At 70.7% G+C, this 25,819-nt stretch carries 6 protein-coding genes; all 6 read left to right on the top strand.

Going from position 1 to position 25,819, the window contains the following annotated elements; all coding sequences use genetic code 11:
- Positions 1-31: 31 nt before the first annotated feature.
- Genes ACIPLC_RS28570 through ACIPLC_RS28595 form a run of 6 tightly spaced genes read left to right on the top strand, consistent with a single transcriptional unit; the run spans position 32 to position 25,777 of the window.
- Complete coding sequence (locus tag ACIPLC_RS28570; RefSeq protein WP_400475892.1) at positions 32-1,579, top strand: AMP-binding protein; 1,548 nt, start codon at positions 32-34, stop codon at positions 1,577-1,579.
- A complete protein-coding gene (locus ACIPLC_RS28575; protein WP_400475893.1) occupies positions 1,576-2,805 on the top strand; it encodes a type III PLP-dependent enzyme in 1,230 nt (409 codons plus the stop codon). Before ACIPLC_RS28570 ends, ACIPLC_RS28575 begins: the two co-directional genes overlap by 4 nt.
- Positions 2,802-3,281: a cobalamin B12-binding domain-containing protein gene (locus ACIPLC_RS28580; protein WP_400475894.1), complete on the top strand. Its 480-nt coding sequence runs from the start codon at positions 2,802-2,804 to the stop codon at positions 3,279-3,281. Before ACIPLC_RS28575 ends, ACIPLC_RS28580 begins: the two co-directional genes overlap by 4 nt.
- Positions 3,278-4,639, top strand: coding sequence for a methylaspartate mutase (locus ACIPLC_RS28585; RefSeq protein ID WP_400475895.1), 1,362 nt, complete (start codon positions 3,278-3,280; stop codon positions 4,637-4,639). The genes ACIPLC_RS28580 and ACIPLC_RS28585 overlap by 4 nt, the downstream gene beginning before the upstream one ends.
- Positions 4,636-20,712, top strand: a complete 16,077-nt coding sequence (locus ACIPLC_RS28590) for an SDR family NAD(P)-dependent oxidoreductase (RefSeq protein ID WP_400475896.1) — start codon at positions 4,636-4,638, stop codon at positions 20,710-20,712. The genes ACIPLC_RS28585 and ACIPLC_RS28590 overlap by 4 nt, the downstream gene beginning before the upstream one ends.
- Complete coding sequence (locus ACIPLC_RS28595) at positions 20,687-25,777, top strand: type I polyketide synthase (RefSeq protein ID WP_400475897.1); 5,091 nt, start codon at positions 20,687-20,689, stop codon at positions 25,775-25,777. The genes ACIPLC_RS28590 and ACIPLC_RS28595 overlap by 26 nt, the downstream gene beginning before the upstream one ends.
- Positions 25,778-25,819: the final 42 nt, after the last annotated feature.

The following is a 25,819-nucleotide window of genomic DNA, read 5'->3' on the forward strand; positions in this document are numbered from 1 at the left end:
CACCTGTTTCGTGCGAATACGGGGAGCGGCGATGCGGAATCGTTTGCACAAAAATACCGGAGAAAAGGGTGACACCCTTGTTCACAATGAACTGATTCACGACCTGCTGGACGAGGCCCTCGCGGAATACCCCGATTCGACCGCGATCCGGGACTCGGTGGGGCACTGGACCTACCGGCGGCTGGCGCAGATGAGCCACGCGTTCGCGCGGTGGCTGCGAGTGCAGGGGGTATCCCCGGGTGAGCGGGTGCTGACCCAGCTGCCGAGTCGGCGGGAACTGTGCGCGATGCTCTACGGCGCCTCGCGGGCCGGGGTGGTGCTGGTCCCGCTCAACCCGGCGATGAAGGAGTTTCATCTCACCTCGGTGCTGGCCAACGCCGAACCGGCGCTCGTGGTCGCGCCCTCGGCAGCTGTGGACACGCTGGCCGGGCTGACGGGTGTTCCAGTGCACGCCGTGGAGGACGTCTGGCTGGAGGTGGAACGACTCACTGGGGACACCGAGGTTCCGCTCGACCCCGGCATCGGGCCGGATGACATCGCGGCGTTGGTCTACACCTCCGGCAGCACCGCCGCTCCGAAGGCGGTGGTCTGCCCACACCGGCAGATGGCCTTCGCGTCCCGGTCCATCAATGCGGTGCTGGGCTACCGGCCCGATGACGTGGTGTTCTGCCGGTTCCCTCTCTCCTGGGACTACGGGCTTTACAAGATACTTCTGGCTTGCCTGGGTCGGTCCGAACTGGTGCTCGCCGGTGAGGAGTCGGACCTGGTGCTGCTCAGGCGGATGCGGGAGACAGGTGCGACCATCGTGCCGATCGTGCCCTCACTCGCCACCATGATCGCCACCCTCGCCAGCCGAGATGATGGGCCGCCCGCGCCGGTGCGGATGTTCACCAACACGGGCGCGGCGCTGCCGGAGACCACAATTGCCATGCTGCGTGAGGCGTTTCCCGGCGTCCGCGTGGTCCGCCAGTTCGGCCAGACCGAGTGCAAGCGCATCTCGATCATGCCCGTTGACGAGGACACCGAGCGGCCCGGCTCGGTCGGCAAACCGCTGCCGGGCACCGTGGTGCTGCTGCTGGACCAGGACGGCAACCCGGTGCCCCAGGGGGAGGCGGGCGAGATCGTCGCGGTCGGCCCGCACGTCATGCCTGGCTACTGGCGGGCACCCGAGATCTCCGTGCACACGTTTCAGCGCGACGCACGGACCGGCGAACGGCGTCTGCACACCGGCGACTACGGCAGCTTCGACGCCGACGGATACCTGTACTTCCACGGGAGGCGCGACGACATGTTCAAGCGCAAGGGCATCCGGATGAGCACGATCGAGATCGAGGCCGCCGCCATGGACATCCCCGGCGTGCGGGCCGCCGCAGTGCTGCCGCCCTCGGAGGGCCGGGACCTGGTGGTGTTCGTGGAGAGCGACCTCGCTGGGCACGTCGTCCTCAAGGAACTGGCGACGCGACTGGAACCGGCGAAGGTGCCGGCCGCCTGCCGTGTCGTCGATGAGCTACCGCTGACCCAACATGGCAAGAACGCGCGCCAGGTGCTGGCCGCGCTGTTCGGAAGGCCGGGCGAATGAACCTCTATGCTGAGCTTGCCGACCGTTTCGGCACTCCGCTGTACGTCTACGACCTCGACGATGTCAGGGCCGCCCGTGACGAACTGTTCGCGGCGTTGCCCGACGAGTTCGACGTCTACTACGCCCTGAAGGCCAACCCGCACCCCGAGTTGGCGCGCGCGCTGCGTGAGGGTGCCCGCTCCTGCCAGCCGGAGATCAGCTCCACCGGCGAGCTGCGGGCGGCACTGGAGGCCGGGTTCACCGGCGCGGACTGCCTCTACACCGGACCGGGCAAGACGACCGATGAACTGCGCGAGGCGATCGGGCTCGGCGTACGGTTGTTCTCCACCGACTCGGTGACCGACGTCCAGCGCGTCGGCGCGGTGGCGCGTGAGCACGGTGTGGTGGTCGACTGCTTGCTGCGCGTCAACAGTGTCACGGCCAGCGCCACGACGAGCATCCGGATGACCGGGACGCCGTCCCAGTTCGGCTTCGATAGCGAGGCTCTGCCCAAGGCGCTGCCCGAGCTGCGACAGGTCGACGGGGTGCGGATCACCGGCATGCACTTCTTCCCGCTGAGCAACGCCAAGGACGAGACGAGTCTGGTCGGGGAGTTCACACACACCATCGAGCTGGCGGGCCGGCTGTCGGCCGAGCTTGAACTCCCCCTGCGCTATTTGGACATCGGTGGTGGCTTCAGCGCGCCCTACGCCATGCCCGGCAGCCGGGGCAGCTACCCGAAACTGCGAGTGGAACTCGAGGCGGTACTGGACACGCACCTTCCCTCGTGGCGTTCGGGGGCACCGCGGGTAGCCTGTGAGTCGGGCCGCTTCCTGGTCGCGGCGGCGGGCACCCTGGTTGCGGGCGTGACCAACACGAAAACGAGCCGGGGCCGCAAGTTCGTCATTCTCGACGCCGGCGTCAACACCCTCGGCGGGCTGTCCGGACTGGGCCGACTGCTGCCGGTGTCGGTGCGCTTGGAGGCCGGGACGGACACCGAGCAGGCGAGCTTGGTCGGGCCGCTGTGTACGCCCGGCGACGTACTGGGCAGGGAGATCCCGCTGCCCCGGCTACACGCCGGGGACACCGTGGTGGTGCCCAACGTCGGCGCCTACGGGCCCACGGCGAGCCTGTTGATGTTCCTCGGCCGTCCCGCCCCGGTCGAGGTAGTGCTGGCGGGTGGTGAGGTCGTGTCGGCCTCTCGCCTGGAGTACGGGCGGGTCGACCTGAACGGATCTCAGGGATGAGCATCATGGTTCGCGAAGCCCCGATCCGACAGCGGCCGACTGTGGTCGTCAGTGGGGTCGCCTCTGACGCGCATACCTGGAACCTGGCGTACCTGCAGATGCTGATCGAGGAACTCGGCTATCCGGTGGTCAATCTGGGCCCCTGCGTGCCCGACGACGTGATGGTGGAGCGCTGTCTCGAGCTGTCCCCGGCGCTGATCGCGCTCGGTAGCGTCAACGGTCACGGGTACACGGACGGCCTGCGGGTGGCCGCGCAGCTGCGGGACCGCGCGCAGCTCGCGGACGTACCACTGGTAATCGGTGGAAACCTCGGCACCGCCGGGGAGTTGGACGCGCGGCAGGTCGAGCGGTTATTCGCCGCCGGGTTCGACGCGGTTTTCCAGGGCGGACAGCGAGGGATCGGTGACTTCCGCCGGTTCGTGAACGCGCTCCGCGGTCCAGCCTCCCGACTCCCGGTCGGGGAGTACCGGTCGTGAATCTGGAGGTGGAGCCGGTACGAGCGGTGGACTTCGGTGCGTTCGTCCGGAGCAGGGGCGGTGCCGGTGCCTTGGTGGTACAGCCCCGGCTCGGATTCGGCGACCCGGTGCTGATGCGGGCCGGACTGGCCGCGACCAAGGCGGCCGACGCCACCACGGTGGGTACCATCACGCTGGACAGCTATACGCGCGTCGGTGACCTCGAGGCCGCTGAAAGCGCTCTGCGTGAGGGAGCCCCGCTCAACGGCTACCCGATCGTCAGCCATGCCCGGGCGGTCACCGAGGGAGTGCTCGGTGGTATCCGTGACGTCACCTTTCCGGTCCAGGTCCGCCACGGGTCCGCGATGCCGGGTGACATCTTCACCGCGCTCATCGAACTGGGCATCCCCGCCACCGAGGGCGGCCCGGTGTCCTACTGCCTGCCCTACGGCCGCACCCCGCTGGCGGAGTCGGTGCGCAACTGGGCGGAGTGCTGCCGGCGCTTTGCGGCGCTGCGGGAGACCGGGGTCGAGCCGCACTTGGAGACCTTCGGCGGTTGCCTGCTCGGGCAGCTGTGTCCGCCCAGCCAACTGGTGGCGATGAGCGTGTTGGAGGCGCTGTTCTTCCACCAGCACGGACTGCGCAGCATCTCGGTCAGCTACGCCCAGCAGACCAACCTGAAGCAGGACGTCGAAGCCGTACTTGCGTTGCAGCGCCTGTGTGCGGAACTGGTTCCCACCGGCAACCTCCACATCGTGGTCTATGCCTACATGGGCGTGTATCCCACGACAGACCACGGCGCCTACCGGCTGCTCGGGCAGGCCGCCGAACTCGCCGTGCGCACCGGCGCGCACCGGCTCATCGTCAAGACCGTGGCCGAGTCACGTCGGATCCCCACCATTGCGGAGAACGTGGCGGCGCTCGAGTACGCGGGCCGGGTGGCGGACGCCATCCTGCCGACCCTGCCAGCCGGTGAGATTCCTGCCGCAGGGAGCGCTACGAGTAGAAGCCTCGTCGGGTTCGGCGACTCGCAGACCTACGCAGAGGCTCGCGCCCTGGTGGAAGCGGTGCTCGAGGTGGACCAGAACGTCGGGCGGGCCCTGCTGGGCGCGTTCGCCCGAGGCCTGCTCGACATCCCGTACTGCGTCCACCCCGACAATGCGGCCCGCACACGCAGCTTCATCGCCTCGGACGGGAGGCTGTGCTGGGCCGACGTCGGTGGGCTGCCGTTGAGCCGGCTCGTCGACACCCACCACACGCGGCGCATCACCTCCGCCGACCTGCTGGCCGACCTGTCCTACGTGCGCCGGACGTTCGACCAGCCGCCGGAGCGAGTACTCCCCGGTACCCCCGTCGATCAGGGGGCCATAGGGGTGTGAACAGCCGTTTCTTCCCACATAACCTGCCGATCCGCCAGCCGATCCCTGCCAAAAACGGGACCACCCACAGCCTGGAGCGTGCATCACCAATGGGCGAGTCTGGAAACCTTGTGTCACCCGGCGATCTGGCCAGCAGACTCGCGGATCTCCCGGTCGGCCAGCAGCGTGCCGCGCTGCTCGACCTGGTGACCGAGCTGGCCTCGGCCGTGCTGCGTGGCACACGTGGCGAGGAGGCCGGCGGCCTTGCGCCCGGACGGTCCTTCCGGGACAGCGGCCTGGACTCGCTCGGCCTGGTCGATCTGCAAGCCCGGCTCAACGCTGCCGCTGGGTTGTCGCTGCCGCCCACCGCGGGTTTCGACCATCCCTCCCCGGAGCTGCTTGCCGAGCACCTGCGGGCCGTGGTCCTCGGCCTGCCGACCGATGTCCCCGACGTCGAGCCTGTGCCTGGGGACCCGCATCAGCCGGTCGCGATCGTCGGCATCGGCTGCCGGTTCCCCGGGGGCGTGGACTCGCCGGAGAGTCTGTGGCGGTTGGCCGACGCTGACGGGCACGTCATCGGCCCGTTCCCCACCGACAGGGGCTGGGACCTCGACCGCCTCTACGACCCGGACCCGACCACCCCGGGCACCAGCTACGTGCGCCACGGCGGGTTCCTCGACGACGCGGCCGAGTTCGACGCGGAGTTCTTCGGCATCAGCCCCCGCGAGGCGCTGGCCATGGATCCGCAGCAGCGGCTGGTGTTGGAGACCTCCTGGGAAGCACTGGAGCGGGCCGGAATCAACCCGGACTCTCTACGCGGCAGCCGATCGGGCGTGTTCATCGGCGCCGAGCCGCAGGAATACGCGATGCGGCTGCACGAAGCGCCGGACGGCCTGGACGGCTACCTGCTCAGCGGCAACACTCCGAGCGTCGTCTCCGGCCGGGTGGCCTACTCGCTGGGACTGGAAGGGCCCACGCTGACCGTGGACACGGCGTGCTCCAGCTCGCTGGTCGCGCTGCACCTGGCAGTCCAGTCACTGCGGCGCGGTGAGTGCTCGCTCGCGCTGACCGGCGGCGTCGCCGTGATGGGCAGCCCCGGCACGTTCACCGCATTCAGCCGCCAGCGCGGCCTGGCACCGGACGGTGTGGTCAAGGCGTTCGCCGCGGCGGCCGACGGCACCGGCTTCGCCGAGGGTGTGGGCGTCGTCGTCCTGGAACGGTTGTCCGACGCGGTCCGCAACGGGCACCCGATCGTGGCCGTGGTCCGCGGTTCGGCGATCAACTCCGACGGCGCGTCGAACGGTCTCACCGCCCCCAACGGTCGCGCCCAGCAGCGGGTGATCCGGCAGGCGCTGGCCGATGCGGGGCTCAGCGGTGCCGACGTGGACGCGGTGGAGGCGCACGGCACCGGCACCACTCTTGGCGACCCGATCGAGGCGCAGGCGCTGCTGGCCACCTACGGCCAGGAGCGGGACCGCCCGCTGTGGCTGGGCTCGGTCAAGTCCAACATCGGACACACCCAGGCCGCCGCCGGCGTCGCGGGTGTGATCAAGATGGTTCAGGCGATGCGGAGGGGCGTGCTGCCGAGGACGCTGCACGTGGACCAGCCCAGTCCTGCGGTGGACTGGTCCGCGGGCGACGTGCGGCTGCTTACCGAGCCGGTGGCTTGGCCTCAGGCCGAACGGCTGCGTCGGGCCGGTGTGTCCTCGTTCGGGGTGAGCGGGACCAACGCCCACGTCATCATCGAGGAGCCGCCACGTTCCGAGCAGGACGATGCCCCGGGCAGCCGTTCCGAGGAGTTGACGCCGCTGGTGCTCTCGGCCAGGAGCGAGGTGGCGCTGCGCGCACAGGCGGCACGCGTGCGCGAGCTGGTGATGGCCGGGGACGGGCTGCACCACAACGACCTTGGGTTCTCCCTGGCCACCACCAGGGCGGCGTTACCGGTACGCGCGGTCGTGCTCGCGCAGGACCGCGCGGAAGTGCTGAGCGGACTGTCCGCGGTGACCGACGGCGCCCAGGCGCCGGACGTTCTCCGGGGCCGGGCGGCCGGCCGGCTGGCATACCTGTTCACCGGGCAGGGCAGCCAGCGTCTGGGCATGGGTACCCGCCTCTATGAGCGGTTCCCGGTGATGGCCAAGGCCGTCGACGAGGCCATCGGCCATCTCGATCTGCAACTGGACCACTCCCTGTGGGACGTGCTGTGGGCCCAGGAGGGCTCGCCGATGGCCTCGTTGCTCGATCAGACCATGTACGCGCAGGCCGCACTGTTCGCAGTTGAGGTCGGACTGTTCCGGCTGCTGGAGTCGTGGGGTCTGCGCCCGGACTACCTGGCCGGGCACTCGATCGGTGAGCTGACCGCGGCGCATGTGGCCGGGGTGTTGTCGCTGGAGGACGCGGCAACTCTCGTGGCCGCGCGTGGCCGGCTGATGCAGGAGCTGCCCGAAGGTGGGGCGATGGTGGCGATCGAGGCCACCGAGGCGGACGTCCGGGCCGTGCTCAGCACGGACAACGTGGACATCGCCGTGGTCAACGGTCCTCGCTCGATCGTTGTCGCGGGTGAGACCGACACCGTGCTGGCGGTCGCCGAGAAGTTTGCCGCCCAGGGCGCCAAGACCAAGCGGCTGCAAGTCTCGCACGCGTTCCACTCGCGACTGATGGAGCCCATGCTGGCTGAGTTCGGCCGAATCGCGCGAATAGTGACCTACGCGCCGCCGTCCATCCCGGTTGTCTCCACTGTGACCGGGCGGCTCGCCACCGCGGAGGAGCTGTGCTCGCCGGACTACTGGGTACGCCAGGTGCGGCAGGCCGTCCGATTTGCCGACAGCGTTAGGGAGCTGGCTGCGCAGGGCGTGTCCACCTTCCTGGAACTCGGCCCTGATGCGGTGCTGTCGGCCCTGGGGCCGGACTGCCTGGACGAGACGGACGACGTCGGCTTTGTCCCGGTGATGCGGTCCGGGCACGACGAGGACCGCCAGACGCTGAGCGCGCTCGCCGCTGCGCACGCGCGTGGCGCGGCCGTGGATTGGCATGCTTTCTTCGCCAGCAGCGGGGCACGCCGGGTTGACCTGCCGACCTATGCCTTCCAACGGCGGCGGTTCTGGCTCAGCAGCCCGTGGGGGGTCGGGACCGCACGCGGAACCGGGGAGCCGGACCACCCGCTCCTCGACACGGTGGTCGGTCTGGCCGACTCCGGCGGCCTGGTGCTGACCGGCCGCGTGGGCGCCAGCACCCACCCGTGGTTGGCCGACCACATGATCGCGGAGGCGACACTGCTGCCGGGGACGGCGTTCGTGGAACTGGCGCTGCAGGCCGCTGCGCAGGCGGGCTGCACGCGGCTTGCCGAGCTGACCCTAGCCGCGCCCCTGGTGCTGCCCGAGACGGGCGAGGTCACACTCCAGGTGGTCGTTGGCGAGCCGGATGATCACGGCGGCCGACGCATAGACATCTACTCGCGCAGCGGCAGCGCGCCGTGGGTGCAGCACGGGACCGGGTTTGTCACTCCCGAGGCGGGCGCCGGAGTCGCCCTGACTGCGTGGCCGCCGACCGGAGCGCGGCGCGTGGACACCACCGGCCTCTACGAACGCATGGCCGAGCAGGGATACGAGTACGGGCCAGCCTTCCGGGGACTGCGCTCAGTGTGGCAGGGCGACGGTGAGGCGTTCGCCGAGGTCGAACTGCCCGCCGCGGTCGTCGGCGAGGCTGGCGCCTTCGGGCTCCACCCGGCCCTGCTCGATGCGGTCCTGCAGATGACTGACTTCGCCGCAGCCACGCGGCCGTCCTCGGATATCCGGCTGCCGTTCTCCTTCTCCGACGTGTCGCTGCACGCCAGCGGGACATCGGTACTGCGCGTGCGGGTCACCGCCACCGGCACCGACGAGGTGTCGCTGGCGCTGGCGGACGCCACGGGTGCGCCTGTCGCCTCCATCGGCTCCTTCGTCGTTCGACCCATGGCTGGTGACAAGCTGCGCGCGGCGCGCCGCGATGCGCTGTACCGGGTGCGCTGGACCCCACTCGCCGGCAGTGCCGCCGACGGTACCGGGAAGACCACGAGCGCCGAAGGCGCCGTCAGGGCCGTCTACCACTGCCCGAGCGGTTCCACCGGGGACCCAGCGGCCGACGTGCGCGTGGTGCTGGGCGAGGTGCTGTCGCGGGTGCGGGCCTGGGTGGCTGAGAACCGGGCCGAACAGTTGGTGATCGTGACACACGGAGCCGTCGCCGTCGCCCCTGGGGAGACCCCCGACCTGGCCCAGGCCCCGGTATGGGGCTTGGTACGGGCGGCACAAGCCGAGCACCCGGGCCGGTTCCTCCTGGTCGACACTGACGGGTCGACCCCCGAGATCGCCGACGAGCCCGAAGTGGCCGTCCGTGCCAGCCGGGTGTTCGTGCCGAGGTTGACCGCCTCGGAGACCGCGCATGGGCACACCACGCCATGGAACGTCGGTGGGACCGTGCTCGTGACCGGCGGCACCGGCGGGATCGGGGCCGAAGTGGCCCGCCACCTGGTCGCCGTCCACGGCGTGCGCAGGCTTGTCCTGACCAGCCGAGCTGGTCTCGCCGCTCCGGGGGCGGAGAGCCTGCGCGAGGAACTGGCCGAACTCGGCGCCGAGGTCAGCGTGGTCGCGTGCGATGTCGCCGACCGGGACGCGCTGGCCGCGTTGCTGGCCGGCATCCCGCAGACCAGCCCGCTGACCGCCGTGGTGCATGCCGCCGGTGTGCTCGACGACGGACTGGTCGACTCGCTGACCGACCAGCGGATGGACGCCGTACTGCGTCCCAAGGTCGACGGTGCCCTGAACCTGCACGAGCTGACCCGCGATCGCGACCTCACCGCCTTCGTGCTGTTCTCCTCGACCGCGACCGTGCTCGACAACGCCGGCCAGGCCAGCTACGCCGCAGCCAACGTGTTCCTCGACGCCCTGGCCGCGCACCGCCGCGCCGCCGGGCTGGCCGCTACTTCGTTGGCATGGGGGTTGTGGACCGGCGTCGGCGGCATGGCGGCAGGGCTGGGCGAGGCCGCGCTGCGCCGCATCGACCGTCTAGGCCTGGAATCGCTGTCGGTGGCCGAGCATCTGGCGCTGCTGGACGAGGCCGTGGCCGGTGAGCAGCCTGTCGTCATGCCGATCCGGCTGAACACCCGCACTCTGGCCAGGCGGACCGATCCGGTCCCGACGCTGCTGCGCGGCTTCGTCCCCGCCCAGCGCGCAACCTCGGTTGGCCGGCCTGCTCCGGCCGGCCGGTTCGACGGCCGCTCGACCACCGAACTCGGCGAAGAGCTGCTCGATCTGGTGCGTTCCGAGGTGGCCGCGGTCCTGGGACACGACGGCGCCGAGGCGATCAATGTGTCCGGCGCCTTCACCGACATGGGCTTCGACTCGCTGGCCGCAGTCGATCTGCGCAACCGGCTCAACACCGCGACCGGCCTGCGGCTGGCCACGACCCTGGTCTTCGACTATCCCAACCCCAGGGCACTGGTCGCGCACCTGGCCGCCAAGCTGGGCAGCGCGGACCAGGAGCAGACCTCACGACGCACACCTGCCGTCGTCGAGGCTGACGAGCCGATCGCCATCGTCGGGATGGCCTGCCGATACCCTGGCGGCGTCCGCTCACCGGAGGACCTCTGGCGCGTGGTCGCCGAGGGCGCTGATGTCATCGGTGAGTTCCCGACAGACCGGGGCTGGGACTCCGACGTCTACGACTCGGAACCGGGCAAGCCGGGCAAGAGCTATGCCCGGGAAGGCGGCTTCCTGTACGACGCAGCCGAGTTCGACGCGGACTTTTTCGGCATCAGCCCGCGCGAGGCGCAGGCGATGGACCCGCAGCAGCGTCTGCTGCTGGAAACGGCCTGGGAGACGCTTGAGCGGGCCGGGGTCGACCCGCACAGCCTACGCGGCAGTGACACCGGCGTCTTCGCCGGCGTGATGTATCACGACTGGGGCCTTCGGCTGGGACCGCTGCCCGAGCACATCGCCGACTACCACGGCAATGGCAGCCTGGGCAGCGTAGTCTCCGGCCGGGTCGCCTACGCACTGGGGCTGGAGGGACCTGCGGTGACCGTGGACACCGCTTGCTCCTCGTCGCTGGTCGCGATGCACTGGGCGGCGCAGGCCCTGCGCCGGGGGGAGTGTGGGCTGGCTCTGGTCGGCGGTGTCACGGTGATGTCCACTCCGGACACCTTCGTGGACATGAGCCGGCAGCGCGGGCTGGCCGCCGACGGTCGGTGCAGGTCCTTCGGCCGCGGTGCGGACGGCACCGGTTGGTCGGAAGGTGTCGGCGTGGTGCTGCTCGAGCGGCTGTCCGACGCGCGGCGCAACGGTCACCGCGTGCTCGCCGTACTGCGGGGCTCCGCAGTCAACTCCGACGGCGCGTCCAACGGGCTCACCGCTCCCAACGGCCCCTCCCAGCAGCGAGTGATCCAGCAGGCCCTGGCCAGCGGCGGGCTGGTGCCCGCGGACGTGGACGCGGTGGAGGGCCACGGCACCGGTACCCGGCTCGGCGACCCGATCGAGGCGCAGGCGCTGCTGTCCACCTATGGTCAGGACCGGCCCGCAGACCGGCCGCTGTGGCTGGGGTCGATCAAGTCGAACATGGGCCACACCCAGGCCGCGGCCGGTGTGGCGGGTGTGATCAAGATGGTCCAGGCCATGGGGCATGGAGTGCTACCCAGGACGCTGCACGCGGAGGAACCCTCACCGCAGGTGGATTGGTCGGCGGGAGCGGTGTCGTTGCTGTCCGAGCCGGTCGAGTGGCCGGTCGGCGACCGACCGCGCCGGGCCGGAGTCTCCTCTTTCGGGATCAGCGGCACCAACGCCCACCTGATCCTCGAACAGCCGCTGCCGGTCGAGGACGCACCGGAGCCGTACCGGCCCGAGGCAGTGCCATGGGTGCTGTCCGGCCAGACCCCGCAGGCGGTGCGCGCACAGGCCGATCGGCTCAGGTCCGAGGTGGACACGCTGACGGGCGGGGACATCGCCGCCGCCGGACGGACACTGGCCACCGCCCGCGCCGCGCTGTCCTTCCGCGCAACCGTGACCGGAACGACCCTGGACGAGCTGGTTGCCGGTCTGGCGGCGGTGGCCGATGGTGCGGTCGCCCCGGAGAAGGCTGGTGACGCTAAGGTCGCCTTCCTGTTCACCGGCCAGGGCACGCAGCGGCTTGGCATGGGCCGTGAGCTGCATACGTGTTTCCCGGTGTTCGCCGAGGCATTCGACGCGGCGTTGGCCGAACTGGACCGCCACGTGGACGTCCCACTCCGCGAGGTGCTGTGGGGCACCGACGCGGAGGCCGTGCACCGTACCGACTACGCGCAGCCAGGGTTGTTCGCGCTGGAGGTGGCGCTGTATCGGCTGGTCGAGTCGTGGGGCCTGCGGCCGGATCACCTGGCCGGGCATTCGGTCGGCGAGATCGCGGCGGCGCACGTGGCCGGCGTGCTCTCACTGGCTGACGCGGCGAAGCTGGTCGCCGCCAGGGGCCGGCTGATGCAGGCGCTTCCCGAGGGCGGGGCGATGGTCGCGGTGCAGGCCACCGAGGACGAGGTCTTGCCGCTACTGGTCGACACGTCCGCGCTGGCCGCAGTCAACGGGCCGACCTCGGTGGTCATCTCCGGCGAGCGGGACGCCGTCACCGCGATCGCCGCTCATTTCACTGCACAGGGCCGCCAGACCAGTCGGCTACGGGTCTCCCACGCCTTCCACTCGCCGCTGATGGGCCCGATGCTCGACGACTTCCGCACCGTCGCAGAGTCGCTGGACTACGGCACACCTGCGGTCCCGGTGGTCTCCACGGTGTCGGGCAGTGTGTCCGACGACTGGAGTAGCGCTGACTACTGGGTCGGACACGTGTCGGCCACCGTGCGGTTCGCCGACGCCGTGCTAACCCTGCGCGAGGCCGGGGTCGGCATATTCGTCGAGGTCGGCCCGGACGCGGTGCTCTCGGCGATGGGATCCGAGTCGGTCGCCGACGCCGCGTTCGTCCCGCTACTGCGCCGCGACCGGTCCGAGGCAGCGGAGCTCATCGCCGGGCTCGGCCGTGCGCACTCCCTGGGCGCGCGGGTCGACTGGCGAGTCTTCTTCGGGCCGGGCAGGTGGATCGACCTGCCCACCTACGCCTTCCAGCGCCGACGGTACTGGCTGGACGCGGCGAACACCGTGGGTGGCGGACTCGGCGCGGTCGGTCAGGAGGCCACCGGGCACCCGCTGCTGGGCGCGGCCATCGTTACGCCGGCCTCCGGCGCGATGGTGCTGACCGGCAGGCTCTCCGTGGACACCCAACCCTGGCTCGCCGATCACGGAGTGCTCGGCGGCATCCTCTTTCCCGGGACCGGCTTCGTCGAATTGGCGATCCGAGCAGGAGACCAGGTCGGCTGTGGAGTCATCGAGGAGCTGACCCTGGAGGCCCCGTTGGTGCTGCCCCGGCGAGGTGGCCGGGCCCTGCAGGTGGTCGTCGGTGCCCCGGACAGTGCCGGCTCCCGGCCGATTACCGTGCACTCGCGCGGCCACAACGGAGATGAGTGGACCCGGCATGCCACCGGCCTGCTTGCCAACGGCAGCACCGCCGCTTCGTTCGACCTGAGGGAGTGGCCGCCCCCGGGAGCGGAACCGGTCGATCTCGACCGGGCCTACGACACCCTCGCCGAGCGAGGTTACGGATACGGGCCGGCGTTCCAGGGGCTGCGTGCGGCCTGGCGGCGCGGCGAGGACGTGTTCGCCGAGGTCGCGCTGCCGGAGGACACCGAGGGCGAGCGGTTCGGCTTGCATCCCGCACTGCTGGACGCGGCCATGCATGCGGACCTGCTCACTGTGTCCACCGGACCGACGCTGCTCCCGTTCTCGTGGAACGGTGTCGTTCTGCACGCCGCCGGAGCCGCCATGCTGCGCGTGCACATTCACCGTGTGCGCGGCGACGAGGTCTCCAGCATTCTGGTCGCCGACCAGACCGGGCAACCGGTCGCCACAGTGCGGTCGCTGGTGTCCCGGCCTGTGTCGGCCGAGGCCCTGGCCACGCATCCAGCCGAGCCGCTGCACCAGATCGACTGGATACGGGCGCCCGAGGCCACCGGTGAGCCGGGTGAGTACACCGTCTACCACTGCCCAGACGGCCCGGTCACGCCGGAGGGCGTGCGTTCGGTGGCGCTGCGGGTGCTCGCCGAGCTGCGGTCCTGGCTGGCCGGGCCACAGCAGGCGCCACTGGTCGTGGTCACTCGCGGCGCGGTTCCCGTGCGGCCCGGTGAGGACGTCAACCTGGCCCACGCACCGGTCTGGGGCCTGGTGCGGGCGGCACAGGCGGAGCACCCGGGCCGTTTCCTGCTGGTCGACACCGACGCCGTCAACGAGCCGATCCACCCGGCCGTGGCCATCGGGGAACCCGAGGTGGCCCTCCGCGAAACCGTCGCGTTCGTGCCCAGGCTGGTCCGTGCCACGCGGTTCGCCGCGAACCTGCCGTGGCAGCCCGACAGCACGGTGCTGATCACTGGTGGTACCGGCGGACTTGGCGGCATCCTGGCCCGCCACCTGGTTGCCGAGCACGGCGTGCGACACCTGGTGCTGGTCAGCAGGCGTGGACCGGACGCACCAGGGGCCACCGAGCTCGTCGCCGCGCTGCGCGAACTCGGTGCGCGGGTCGCGGTACGGGCCTGCGACGTGACCGACCGGGACGCCCTCGCCGAGGTGATCGCCGGGATCGACCGGGCGTACCCGCTCAGGGCCGTGGTCCACGCGGCGGCGGTTGCCGGCGGTGGGGTGGTCACGGGCCTGGACCCCGGGCAGGCCGAGTCCGTGCTCAGGGCCAAGGCGGACTCCGCGTGGCACCTGCACGAACTCACCCGCGAGTTGGAACTGGACGCGTTCGTACTGCTCTCCTCCGCCGGCGGGCTCGTGCTCGCCGCCGGCCAGGCCGACTACGCGGCGGCCAACGTCTTCCTCGACGCGCTCGCCGTCCATCGCCGGGCGGCCGGGCTCCCCGCCACCGCGCTGGCCTTCGGCATGTGGGCGGTCGACACCGGCCTGGGCGGCACCCTCACCGACGCCGACCTGGACCGGATGAGCCGTCTGGGCATGCCCGCGTTGCCGGTGGAGCAGGCACTGCGATTGTTCGACGCCGGGCTGCGGGCAGATCTCGCAGTGTCGGTCCTACTGCGGATCGACCCGGCTGCCCTGGCCGCCCGTGCCGAAGACGTTCCCGCGTTGCTGCGCGGATTGGCGCGCGGCTCGGCCCGCCGCCGCGTCCGCGGGGCGACACCCGACTCCGACCTGGCGGCGTCCCTCATTCGGATGACCTCCCGGGAACGCGACCGCGCCCTGCTGGAGCTGGTGCGCGCGCAGGTCGCAGCGGTGCTGGGCCACGCATCCGGCGAGCAGATCGAGCCGGACCGGGCCTTCCGCGAACTGGGCTTCGATTCGCTGGCCGCCGTGGAGCTGCGGAACCTCCTCATCTCTGCCACAGGGCTGCGGCTGCCCGCGACGCTGGTCTTCGACCACCCCAACTCCCGCGCGGTGGCCGAGTTGCTGGCCACCAGACTCGCTGGACCTGCACCCGCTGCCACGTCGGTCGCGGTGGCCGACGCGCCGGCCACCGAGGACGAGTCCATCGCCATCGTCGCGATCAGCTGCCGCTTCCCAGGCGGGGTCCGCTCGGCAGACGACCTGTGGCGACTGGTCGCCGACGGCCGTGACGCGATCGGCGAGTTCCCCACCGACCGAGGCTGGGACGGCGAGGCCCTGTTCGACCCCGAGCCCGGCCGTCCGGGCAGGACCTACACCCGCCACGGCGGATTCGTGCACGACGCGGGCGAGTTCGACGCGGATTTCTTCGGCATCATGTCGCGCGAGGCGCTGGCCATGGACCCACAGCAGCGGCTGCTGCTGCAAGCGTCCTGGGAGGCGTTCGAACTCGCCGGCATCGACCCGAACACGGTGCGTGGCAGTCAGACCGGTGTTTACGTTGGTGTGATGTATCACGAGTACGGCAGCAGGCTCTCTGCCGTACCCGAGGACATCTCGCCCTACCTGGGCAACGGCAGCGCCGGCAGCATCGCTTCGGGGAGGGTCGCCTACACCCTCGGTCTGGAGGGCCCGGCGGTGACGTTTGACACGGCCTGCTCCTCGTCCCTGGTCGCGCTGCACACCGCCTGCCAGGCGTTGCGCGCCGGAGAGATCGACATGGCACTGGCGGGCGGCGTGACGATCATGCCGACCCCGGACATCTTCGTCGACTTCAGCCAGCAGCGGGGACTTTCGCCAGACGGCAGGTGCAAGGCGTTCGCCGATACGGCCGACGGCACCGGGTGGAGCGAGGGTGTGGGCATCCTGCTCGTCGAACGGCTCTCCGACGCCCGCCACCTCGGGCACCCGGTGCTGGCCGTGGTGCGAGGCAGTGCGATCAACCAGGACGGCGCGTCGAACGGGCTCACCGCTCCCAACGGCCCCTCCCAGCAGCGAGTGATCCGCAAGGCGCTGGCGGCGGCTGGACTGGCGCCCACGGAGGTGGATGCGGTGGAGGGCCATGGCACTGGTACTCGGCTGGGTGACCCGATCGAGGCGCAGGCGCTGCTGGCCACCTACGGCCAGGACCGGGACCGGCCGCTGTGGCTGGGCTCGGTGAAGTCCAACATCGGGCACGCGCAGGCCGCGGCGGGCGTCAGCGGCGTCATCAAGATGGTGATGGGGATGCGCAACGACCTGCTGCCCAGGACGCTGCACGTGGACCGGCCCAGCTCGCAGGTGGACTGGTCCGAGGGCGACGTCCGGCTGCTGACCGAGGCGGTCGCCTGGCCACGGGGTGACCGCCCCCGCCGGGCCGGTGTGTCCTCCTTCGGGCTCAGCGGCACCAACGCTCACCTGATCCTCGAGGAGGCTCCGCCGCAGGCTCCGGTCGACAGGCCGCGGCCACCCGTGACGGCGCCCGTGGTGCCGCTGGTGGTATCGGCCCGCAGCGCCAGGGCCCTGCCTGAGCAGGCACGGCGGCTGGTCACGCACTTGCAGGCCCACCCTGACCAGAACCTGGTGGACGTCGGCTTCTCACTGGCCACCACCAGGGCCGCGCACGAGCACCGTGCGGTGGTACTGGCCGAGGGGGTGAACTCGGCGCTGGCCGGGCTGACCGCGCTGGCCGCGGGAACCGACTCCGATGTGGTGACCACAGGAAGCGTCGACGATGGCGCGGTCGCCTTCCAGTTCACCGGGCAGGGCGCCCAGCGCCTGGGCATGGGCCGGGAGCTGCACGCCGCCTTTCCCGTGTTCGCTGCGGCCTTCGACGAGGCGGTGGCCGCATTGGACGAGCAGCTGGATCTGCCGCTGACCGACGTGCTCTGGGGCGAGGACCCTGAGTTGGTCAATCAGACCGTCCACGCGCAGCCAGGGTTGTTCGCGCTGGAAGTGGCGCTGTATCGGCTGGTCGAGTCGTGGGGCCTGCGGCCGGATTACCTGGTCGGGCATTCGATCGGCGAGATCGCGGCGGCGCACGTGGCCGGCGTGCTCTCACTGGCTGACGCGGCGAAGCTGGTCGCCGCCAGGGGCCGGCTGATGCAGGTACTGCCGGAGGGCGGGGCGATGGTCGCGGTGCAGGCCACCGAGGACGAGGTCCTGCCTCACCTGAGCGAGTGTGTGGGCATCGCCGCGATCAACGGGCCGACCTCGGTGGTGCTGTCCGGGACCGAGGACGAGGTCCTCGTCATCGCCGCACGGTTCGCTGACAGGGGACGTAAGACAGGCAGGCTGTCCGTCTCGCACGCGTTCCACTCACCGCTGATGGACCCGATGCTGAGCGAGTTCCGCGCGGTGGCTGAGAGTCTCTCGTACGGAACCGCGTCCATCCCTGTCGTCTCCACCGTCACTGGCGGCCCGACCGACGAGCTGGCCACGCCGGAATACTGGGTCGAGCACGTGCGTAGGCCGGTCCGCTTCGCCGACGCCGTGCGATTCCTGGCCGAGCAGCGGGTCACCCGGTTCCTCGAGCTAGGCCCGGACGCGGTGCTGACCGCACTAACCAGGGGAGGCCTCGAGGCGCCCGAGCTGCTGATCGTTCCGGCCGCTCGTAAGGACCGGCCGGAGGTGGCCACCCTGCTAGCCGCCATGGCACGGCTGCACGTGGTCGGTGTCAGTCCACAGTGGAGCGCCTACTTCGACGGTCAGGGAGCGAGTCGGGTCGAGTTGCCCACATACGCGTTCGACCGGCGCGTCTACTGGCTGGACGACGCCTCCGCCGGAGTCGACGGAGATGCCACCAGGCACGGCCAGGTAAGCGCCGAGCATCCGCTGCTGTCCGCAGTCCTTGCCTCGCCGGAGGGCGATGGCGTGACACTGACCGGCAGGCTGGGCCTGGACAGTCACCCCTGGCTGGGCGACCACGATGTGCTCGGCACGGTCATCCTGCCCGGCACGGCCTACGTCGAACTGGCCGTACGCGCCGGAGAGGAGATCGGCTGCGACGTGGTGGAGGAGCTGACCATTGAGACGGTCATGCCGATCTCCGCCGCCGGCGGCACCGCGATCCAGGTCGTCGTGGACACGGCGGCCGAGGACGGCCGCTGTTCCTTCGCGGTCTACTCCAGGCCGGACGGCACGTCCACCGGCACGGCGTGGACCAAGCACGCCAGCGGTGTGCTGGCTGCCGGGAACGGACCGGCGCCGGTGACCGGGACCTTCGGGGGCGGCCACGGCGAGTGGCCGCCGCCGGGGGCGAGCGCCGTGGACATCTCCGGTGTGTACGACTACCTCACCAGCCAGGGCTACGGTTACGGCCCGATGTTCCGCGGCCTGCGCGGCATCTGGTCGCGAGGCAGGGAGACCTTCGCCGAGGTGGCACTGCCGGACCAGGCGGTCGACGACGCCGCTGCGTTCCGCCTGCACCCGTCCATCTTGGACGCCGCGCTCAGCGCGACCGACTTCATGGACGGCCGTAAGCCGCAGGACGTTGGCGGTACCCAACTGCCCTTCGCCTGGACCGGTATGACCGTGCACGCCACCGGCGCGTCCCGACTGCGGGTCCGGATCACCCCGGTGGATTCGCACCAGGGCAGCGGGTCTGACGCGGTCCGGCTCGAGCTGTCAGACCCGATGGGCATCCCGGTCGCCACGGTCGAGTCCCTTGTGGTCCGTCCGGTCACGGCGGCCAGCGTGAATGCGGCGGCCAACAAGGGCACCGGCGAGCGCGAATGCGTGTTCCGGATGATCTGGAACCAGCTGCCGTTGGGTGGGCTGCACTCGGCGAGTGCGGGCGACTGGGCGGTGCTCGGCGAGAACCGGTTCGGCCTTGCCGTCCCCGCCTACGACGGCGTTGCCGCACTGCGGGCCGCGGTCAACGGTGGAGCATCGGTTCCCGAGGTCGTGGTGTTCGGCGTGGACGGAGCAGGAGCCGCCGAGGGCGGAGTTCCCGCCGGGGTACGGGTGGTCACCGACCGGGTGCTCGACGAGGTGCGCGGCTGGCTGGCCGACGAACGCTTCGCCAACTCGCGGCTGATGGTCGTCACCACCGGTGCTGTGAAGGTGACCGATGCCGACACCGTCGACCTGACTGTCGCACCGGTCTGGGGCCTGATCCGCTCGGCGCAGGAAGAGAACCCGGAGCGCTTCGTCCTGGTCGACACGGACACCTCGCCCAAGGCCGATGAGGCTCTGCCCGCGGTCGTGGCCAGCGGCGAGCCCGAGGCGGTCGTGCGCGGCGCCGAGGTCAGGGTGCCCCGGATGGCTCGCGTGACCGCCGGTGTCGTGGTGCGCAAGCAGCCGTGGGAGGACACCGGAACGGTACTGATTACCGGTGGTACCAGTGGTCTGGGTGCGCTGGTGGCCCGGCACCTGGTCGCCGAACACGGGGTCCGGCACCTGCTGCTGACCAGCAGGCGTGGGTTGGCGGCTGAGGGAGCCAGGGACCTGCGCGATGAGCTGTGTGATCTGGGGGCCGAGGTCACCGTAGTCGCCTGCGACGTGTCCGACCGGGAGGCCGTGGACCGGCTGCTCGCAGACGTGCCTGGCGAGCACCCGCTGAGCGCGGTGGTGCACGCGGCGGCCGTGATGGACAACGCGATGGTCGGCTCGCTGACCCCCGGGCAGATCGAGGCGGTGTTCCGGCCGAAGGTGGATGCAGCCTGGCATCTGCACGAGGCGACCCTGGGACTGGGCCTGAAGGCGTTCGTGCTGTTCTCCTCATGCGCCGGCCTGGTGGTCGGCGCCGGACAGGGCAACTACGGTGCGGCGAACAGGTTCCTTGACGCGCTGTCGACGTACCGTGCGGCGGTCGGTCTGCCCGCCTCGGCCCTCGCGTTCGGCTTGTGGCAGGTCAGGACCGGTCTGGGGGGCGGCGTCACCGATGCTGACCTCGCCCGGCTGCGGGCGATGGGCATCCCGGCGCTGTCGACCGAGGAGGGGCTGGCTCTGTTCGACGAGGCGATCACCCTGGACGAGCCGATGCTGATGCCTCTCCGGGTGGACGCCGAGGCCGGCAGGTCAGTGCCGGGGCAGCCGCCGACACTGCTGCGGGACGTGCTCGCCGCGCCGGGCCGCACCCGGACTCCGGTGAGGGCAACTGCCATGGTGGCCCCAGCGGTTGTCAGCGAGGAGGGACCGGAGGCGCTGGTGCGGCGGCTCGGCCCGTTGAGTGAGGGCGGGCGTAGGCAGGCCGTACTCGACGTGATTCGCGTCGAGATGTCGATGGTCAGCCGCGACGCCCCGGAGTCGATAGATGTCGGCAAGGGATTCACCGAAGTCGGCCTTGACTCGCTGGCCGCACTCGACCTGCGCAACCGCCTACAGGCGGCCACCGGGTTGCGATTGCCCGCCACGATGATGTTCGACTACCCGAACCCGGCCGCCCTGGCCGAGTTCCTGCTCGAGGAGCTGCTGCCGGATCTGCCGGCACCGGACGATGACGAGGTGAGGCGGGCGCTGCACTCGATCCCGTTGGACCGGCTCCGCGAGGCCAATCTGCTGGACGCCCTGTTGGCGCTGGCCACCCCCGAGGCGGGGCGGTCGCAGCCGCAGGTCACACAGCCGCACGATGAGACCGAGGACCGCAGCGCCCAGATTCGGACGATGGACATCGACGACCTGGTGCGCGCAGCGCTCGCGGGCGGCGAACCGAATGGAACAGGGGGAGATCGTGGATAGCTCGGTCGAACGCATTGTCGAGGCGCTGCGCAGTTCCATGCTCGAGAATGAGCGGCTGCGCCAGGAGAATGCCCGGCTGGCCGTCTCCGAGCCGGTCGCCATCGTCGGTATGGCCTGCCGGTACCCCGGCGAGGTGGCATCTCCGGAGGGCTTGTGGGACCTGGTGGCGGAGGGCCGGGACGCGATCACTCCGTTCCCGGATGACCGTGGATGGGATTTGGCCACGCTCTACGACCCACATCCGGGTAAGCCGGGCAAGAGCAACAGCCTGGAGGGCGGGTTCCTGCCCGACATGGCCGAGTTCGACGCCGGACTGTTCGGCGTCTCACCCCGCGAGGCGCGACTGATGGACCCTCAGCAGCGGTTGCTGCTGGAGACGTCGTGGGAGGCGCTGGAGCGGGCCGCCATGGACCCGACGTCGCTCAAGGGCAGTCGGACCGGTGTTTTCGCCGGGGTGATGTACCACGACTACGGGGCCGGCACCAGCGACGGCAGTCTCGTCACCGGCCGCGTGGCGTTCACCCTCGGTCTGGAGGGTCCGGCCGTGTCAGTGGACACGGCTTGCTCGTCGTCCTTGGTCGCCCTGCACCTGGCCATGCGGTCGCTCCGCAGCGGCGAGTGCGCACTGGCCCTGGCCGGCGGCGTCACCGTCATGACCGAACCGGACATGTTCGTCTATTTCAGCCACCAGCGTGGCATGGCCGGCAACGGCCGGTGCAAGTCGTTCTCAGCCGACGCCGATGGCACCGGCTTCTCCGAGGGCGTGGGCGTGCTGGTGCTGGAACGGCTCTCGGATGCGCGGCGCCACAACCACCCGGTACTCGCGGTGGTGCGTGGCAGTGCGGTCAACTCCGACGGCGCGTCGAGCGGGATCAGTACCCCGAACGGGCCGTCTCAACAGCGAGTGATCAGGGCCGCGCTGGCCGACGCCAATCTCGCACCCGCCGACATCGACGTAGTCGAAGCGCACGGCACCGGTACCCGGCTGGGCGACCCGATCGAGGCGCAGGCGCTGCTGGCCACTTACGGTCAGGACCGACCGAGCAGCGGTGAGCCCCTGCTGCTCGGTTCGCTGAAGTCGAACCTCGGCCACAGCCAGGCGGCCGCGGGGGTCGGTGGAGTGATCAAGATGGTGCAGGCGATCAGGCACGGCGTGGCGCCCCGGACCCTGCACCTGGGCGAGCCGACCCCGCACGTGGACTGGAAGTCGGGAGCCGTCTCGCTGCTGTCGACTGCCCAGCCGTGGCCGAAGCACGACCGGCCGCGCCGGGCCGGCGTATCCTCTTTCGGCTTCAGCGGTACCAATGCCCACGTGATCCTTGAACAGGCACCCGACGTCCAATCCACTGTCGACGGCGCGGAGGGCGCCAAGAGCGGGGAGCCAGAGGTGGTGCCCTGGGCGGTGTCCGGGGCGAGCGAGCAGGCGCTGGCCGCGCAGGCCGCGCGGCTCGCGGCGTATCTCGACGCGGCACCAACCTGGCGGCCGGTGGACGTGGCGTGGTCGCTGACCGCCCGCGCACGGCTGGAACACCGAGCTGTTCTCACCGGCGACCGCGAGAACCTGCTGGCCGGGCTCGCGGCGCTGGCAGAGGGCACCCCGTCGACTGCGGTGGCCACCGGGACGGGGCTGCCGGGTGCCACGGCGTTCCTGTGCACCGGGCAGGGAGCACAGCGCTTGGGAATGGGCCGAGCTGCGCACGCGGCGTTCCCGGTGTTCGCCGAGGCGTTCGACACGGTCGTCGCCGAGCTGGATCGCCACCTCGGCAGGTCGCTGCGCGAGGTGGTCTGGGGCAGCGACGAGGCGCTACTGGACGAGACCCGCTATAGCCAGGCCGGCCTGTTCGCGGTTGAGGTAGCGCTATTCAGGCTGTTTGAGTCGTGGGGGGTACGGCCCGATTACCTCGCGGGCCACTCGATCGGCGAGATCGCCGCCGCGCACGTGGCGGGCGTGTTCTCGCTGGCCGACGCGGCGAAGCTGGTTGTGGCTCGGGGCCGGTTGATGCAGGCCCTGCCGCCAGGCGGCGCGATGATCGCGATCCAGGCGACCGAGGCCGAGGTGCTGCCGCTGCTGACCCCGGAAGTGGACATCGCTGCGGTCAACGGCCCGGACGCGGTCGTCGTCTCCGGGGAGGACACGGCGGTGACCTCCCTAGCCGCCCGGTTCGCGGGGATGGGCCGCAGGATCTCGCGGCTGCGGGTCTCGCACGCTTTCCATTCCGCGCTGATGGAACCGATGCTGGCGGAGTTCCGTTCCGAGCTCGACACGTTGTCGTTCGCTGAGCCGCGCATCCCGGTGGTCTCCAACGTGACCGGCGCATTGGCCGACGTGGCCCGGGCTGAGTACTGGGCCCGGCACGTGCGCGAGCCGGTGCGCTTCGGCGATTGCGTTCGGTTCCTCCGGGAATGCGGCGTCACGCGGTTCGTGGAGTTGGGCCCCGACGGCGTCCTGTCCGGTATGGCGCGGCTGACGCTGCCCGAGGATGCGGTCACGGTCGCGGCGCTGCGCGCGAACCGTCCTGAGGCGCACACCCTGACTGCTGCGATCGGCCGGCTCCACATCGCCGGCGTCGAGGTCGACTGGTCGGCCTACTTCCCGGTCAGCGGCATGCGGCAGATGGAGCTGCCGACCTACGCGTTTCAGCGGCGGCGGTACTGGCTTGACCCGGCCAGTGGGAACAACCTCGCCAGCGTTGGTCAGACACCGGCGGAACACCCGCTACTCGGCGCCGTCGTGACGCTGCCCGACACCGGGGGCCTGGTGCTGACCGGGCGGCTTTCGGTGACGACCGTGCCCTGGCAGGCCGGCTACCGGCTGCTGGGCAACGCGGTGGTGCCCGCCGCGGCCCTGGCCGAGATCGCACTACACGCCGGCGAGAGGGCCGGGCGCCCCGTGCTCGAGGACCTGAGCCTGGAGACGCCGCTAGTGCTACCTGAAACCGGTGACATCGCGGTGTGTGTCGTGGTGGGCGCACAGGCATCGGGCGGCGACGCCCTCCCGGTCACCGTGCACAGCAGCGAGGACGGCCTCGACTGGGTGCGGCACGCCAGCGGCACGCTCGTCGACCAGTCGGCCGATGCCACGTTCGCCCTCACCGAGTGGCCACCCGCCGGTGCCATCCCTGTTGAGGTGGACCCCGGGTACGCGCGACTGGCTACGGGTGGGACCGAGTACGGGATCGCGCCACTCCGCAGCGGCCGGCTGTGGCGGCGTGGTACGGAGGTCTACGCCGAGATCGCGCTCGACCCCGAGACCGAGACTGGCGACTATCTGCTGCATCCGGTGTTGCTCGACGCGAGCGTACACGCGCTGGCGGTCGCGCAGGACGGTGCCGAGCCGCTGATCATGGCGGCCTGCCGGGGTCTGCGGGTGCACGCGGCTGGTGCTACTGCGGTGCGGGTGCGCCTGCGGCAGAGTGGGCACGGCTACGCCCTGGAGATCGCCGACACCACGGGCGCACCGGTGGCCTCCGCCGATGTGGTCGAGACGCGCCCGGTAACTGCGGACCAGGTGCCCGCACAGCGGGCCGGAGTGTCGCTGTTCAGGGTGCGTTGGCAGGAGGCGGATACAGCGGCGGGCCTGCCAGCAGGGCGGTACGCCGTGCTGGGCGAGAAGTCGCTCCTGCCGGACCTGCCGGACCTGCCGCACCACGTCGACCATGACGAACTGGGTGGGGCCGCGCCGGAGGTGCTGCTCGCCGGGGTCGCGGTGCCGCCATCGGTCGAGCCGGCCGCCGAGGCCGAGCGGGCAGTGCGGGTCGTCCGCGACTGCCTGGCCGACCCTCGCCTGGCTGCGTCCCGGTTGGTCGTGGTGACCCGGGGCGCGGTCACGGTGGGCGAGGAGACCGCCGACCCGGCGCAGGCGTTGGTTTGGGACCTACTCCGGCCTGCTCAGGAAGAGGCATCGAGGCGAGTCACACTGGTCGACGTCGCTGGGGACACGCTGCCCTTGGAGGCCTTGCTCGCCGTGGACGAGCCCGAACTGGCCGTTCGTGACGGCAGGGTGTTCGTGCCTCGTGCGGTCACAGTGCCGGTGACTGGTGAGATCGCGCTCTCCGGTGCCGTGCTCCTCGTCGGGGGTGATGAGGCACTCGCGCGACAGCTGGGTGCACTTCCCGGGATCACCCTCCGCGCCGAGGCAGCGGAACCCGAGGCGCTGGTTCGGGCATTGGCCGAGTGGCGTGGGGATGCTCAGCTCACCGTCATCGCACCGGGTGAACCGGAGATCGCCCACCTGCTGCGGGACCTGATCCGCGACCACGAGTCGGTGGCGTTGGTCCTGGTCGGTGGTGCATGCGCGTTTGCCGCCGCGTTCGCCGGGCAGATCGCCGGCCAAGGGGGCACTGCGGTGTCCGTGACCTGGGAATTGGGCACACGTCGGCTTGCCGTCGAGAGTGCCCCCACGGCTCTGGCTGCCGCCATGGCCGCAGGTGCCGTGGACGTGCTGGCGTTGCCGGTGGGCCTTCGCCCGCTGCGGGCGGAGGGCGCGGCGGTGCACCCCCTGTTCCGGGCGCAGGCTGGCAGCGGCCCACGGCGTATTGCCGAGGCCAGGCCCTCGAACCTACGTGACCAGCTCGCCGAGATGACCTCTGAAGTGCAACGTGAGGCACTGTTGGACCTGGTTCGTATGCGGGTCGCCGCGGTTCTGGGTCACACCACGACTTCTGACGTTTCGGCCGACCGGGGCTTCCTCGACCTCGGCTTCGATTCGCTGACGGCGGTGGAGTTGCGGACCAGCCTCAACGCTGCCATGGGGCTGAGGCTGCCTACAACGTTGATCTTCGACTATCCCACTCCACATGCTCTGGTCGACCACCTCGTGGATGAGTTGGCTGGAGTGGGGACTGGACCAAGCACACTCGACATGCTTTTGACGCAGTTGGAACTGGCGCTGCTGTCAACCGATCCCGAGGAGGTCGGGCACGCGCGAGTGGCCACGAAGCTCCGTGCCTTGCTCGCCAGCTGGGGCGATGGCCGAGATGACGCGGCACCGGAGGACAATCTGGCTGCCGCAAGCGTGAGTGAACTTTTCGATATTCTGGATCACGAGCTCGAAGAGCGTCCGTGACCCCTGTGTCGGCTGGTGCTCGCGCGCAGCGAGTACCAGCCG

Origin of the sequence: Kitasatospora sp. NPDC086801, assembly GCF_044745805.1 — a bacterium.
Classification (GTDB): domain Bacteria; phylum Actinomycetota; class Actinomycetes; order Streptomycetales; family Streptomycetaceae; genus Kitasatospora.

Bases quoted from the DNA above. Each gene is read 5' to 3' on its own strand.
- ACIPLC_RS28570 (WP_400475892.1), top strand. From the start codon at position 32: ATGCGGAATCGTTTGCACAAAAATACCGGAGAAAAGGGTGACACCCTT.
- ACIPLC_RS28575 (WP_400475893.1), top strand. From the start codon at position 1,576: ATGAACCTCTATGCTGAGCTTGCCGACCGTTTCGGCACTCCGCTGTAC.
- ACIPLC_RS28580 (WP_400475894.1), top strand. From the start codon at position 2,802: ATGAGCATCATGGTTCGCGAAGCCCCGATCCGACAGCGGCCGACTGTG.
- ACIPLC_RS28595 (WP_400475897.1), top strand. From the start codon at position 20,687: ATGGAACAGGGGGAGATCGTGGATAGCTCGGTCGAACGCATTGTCGAG.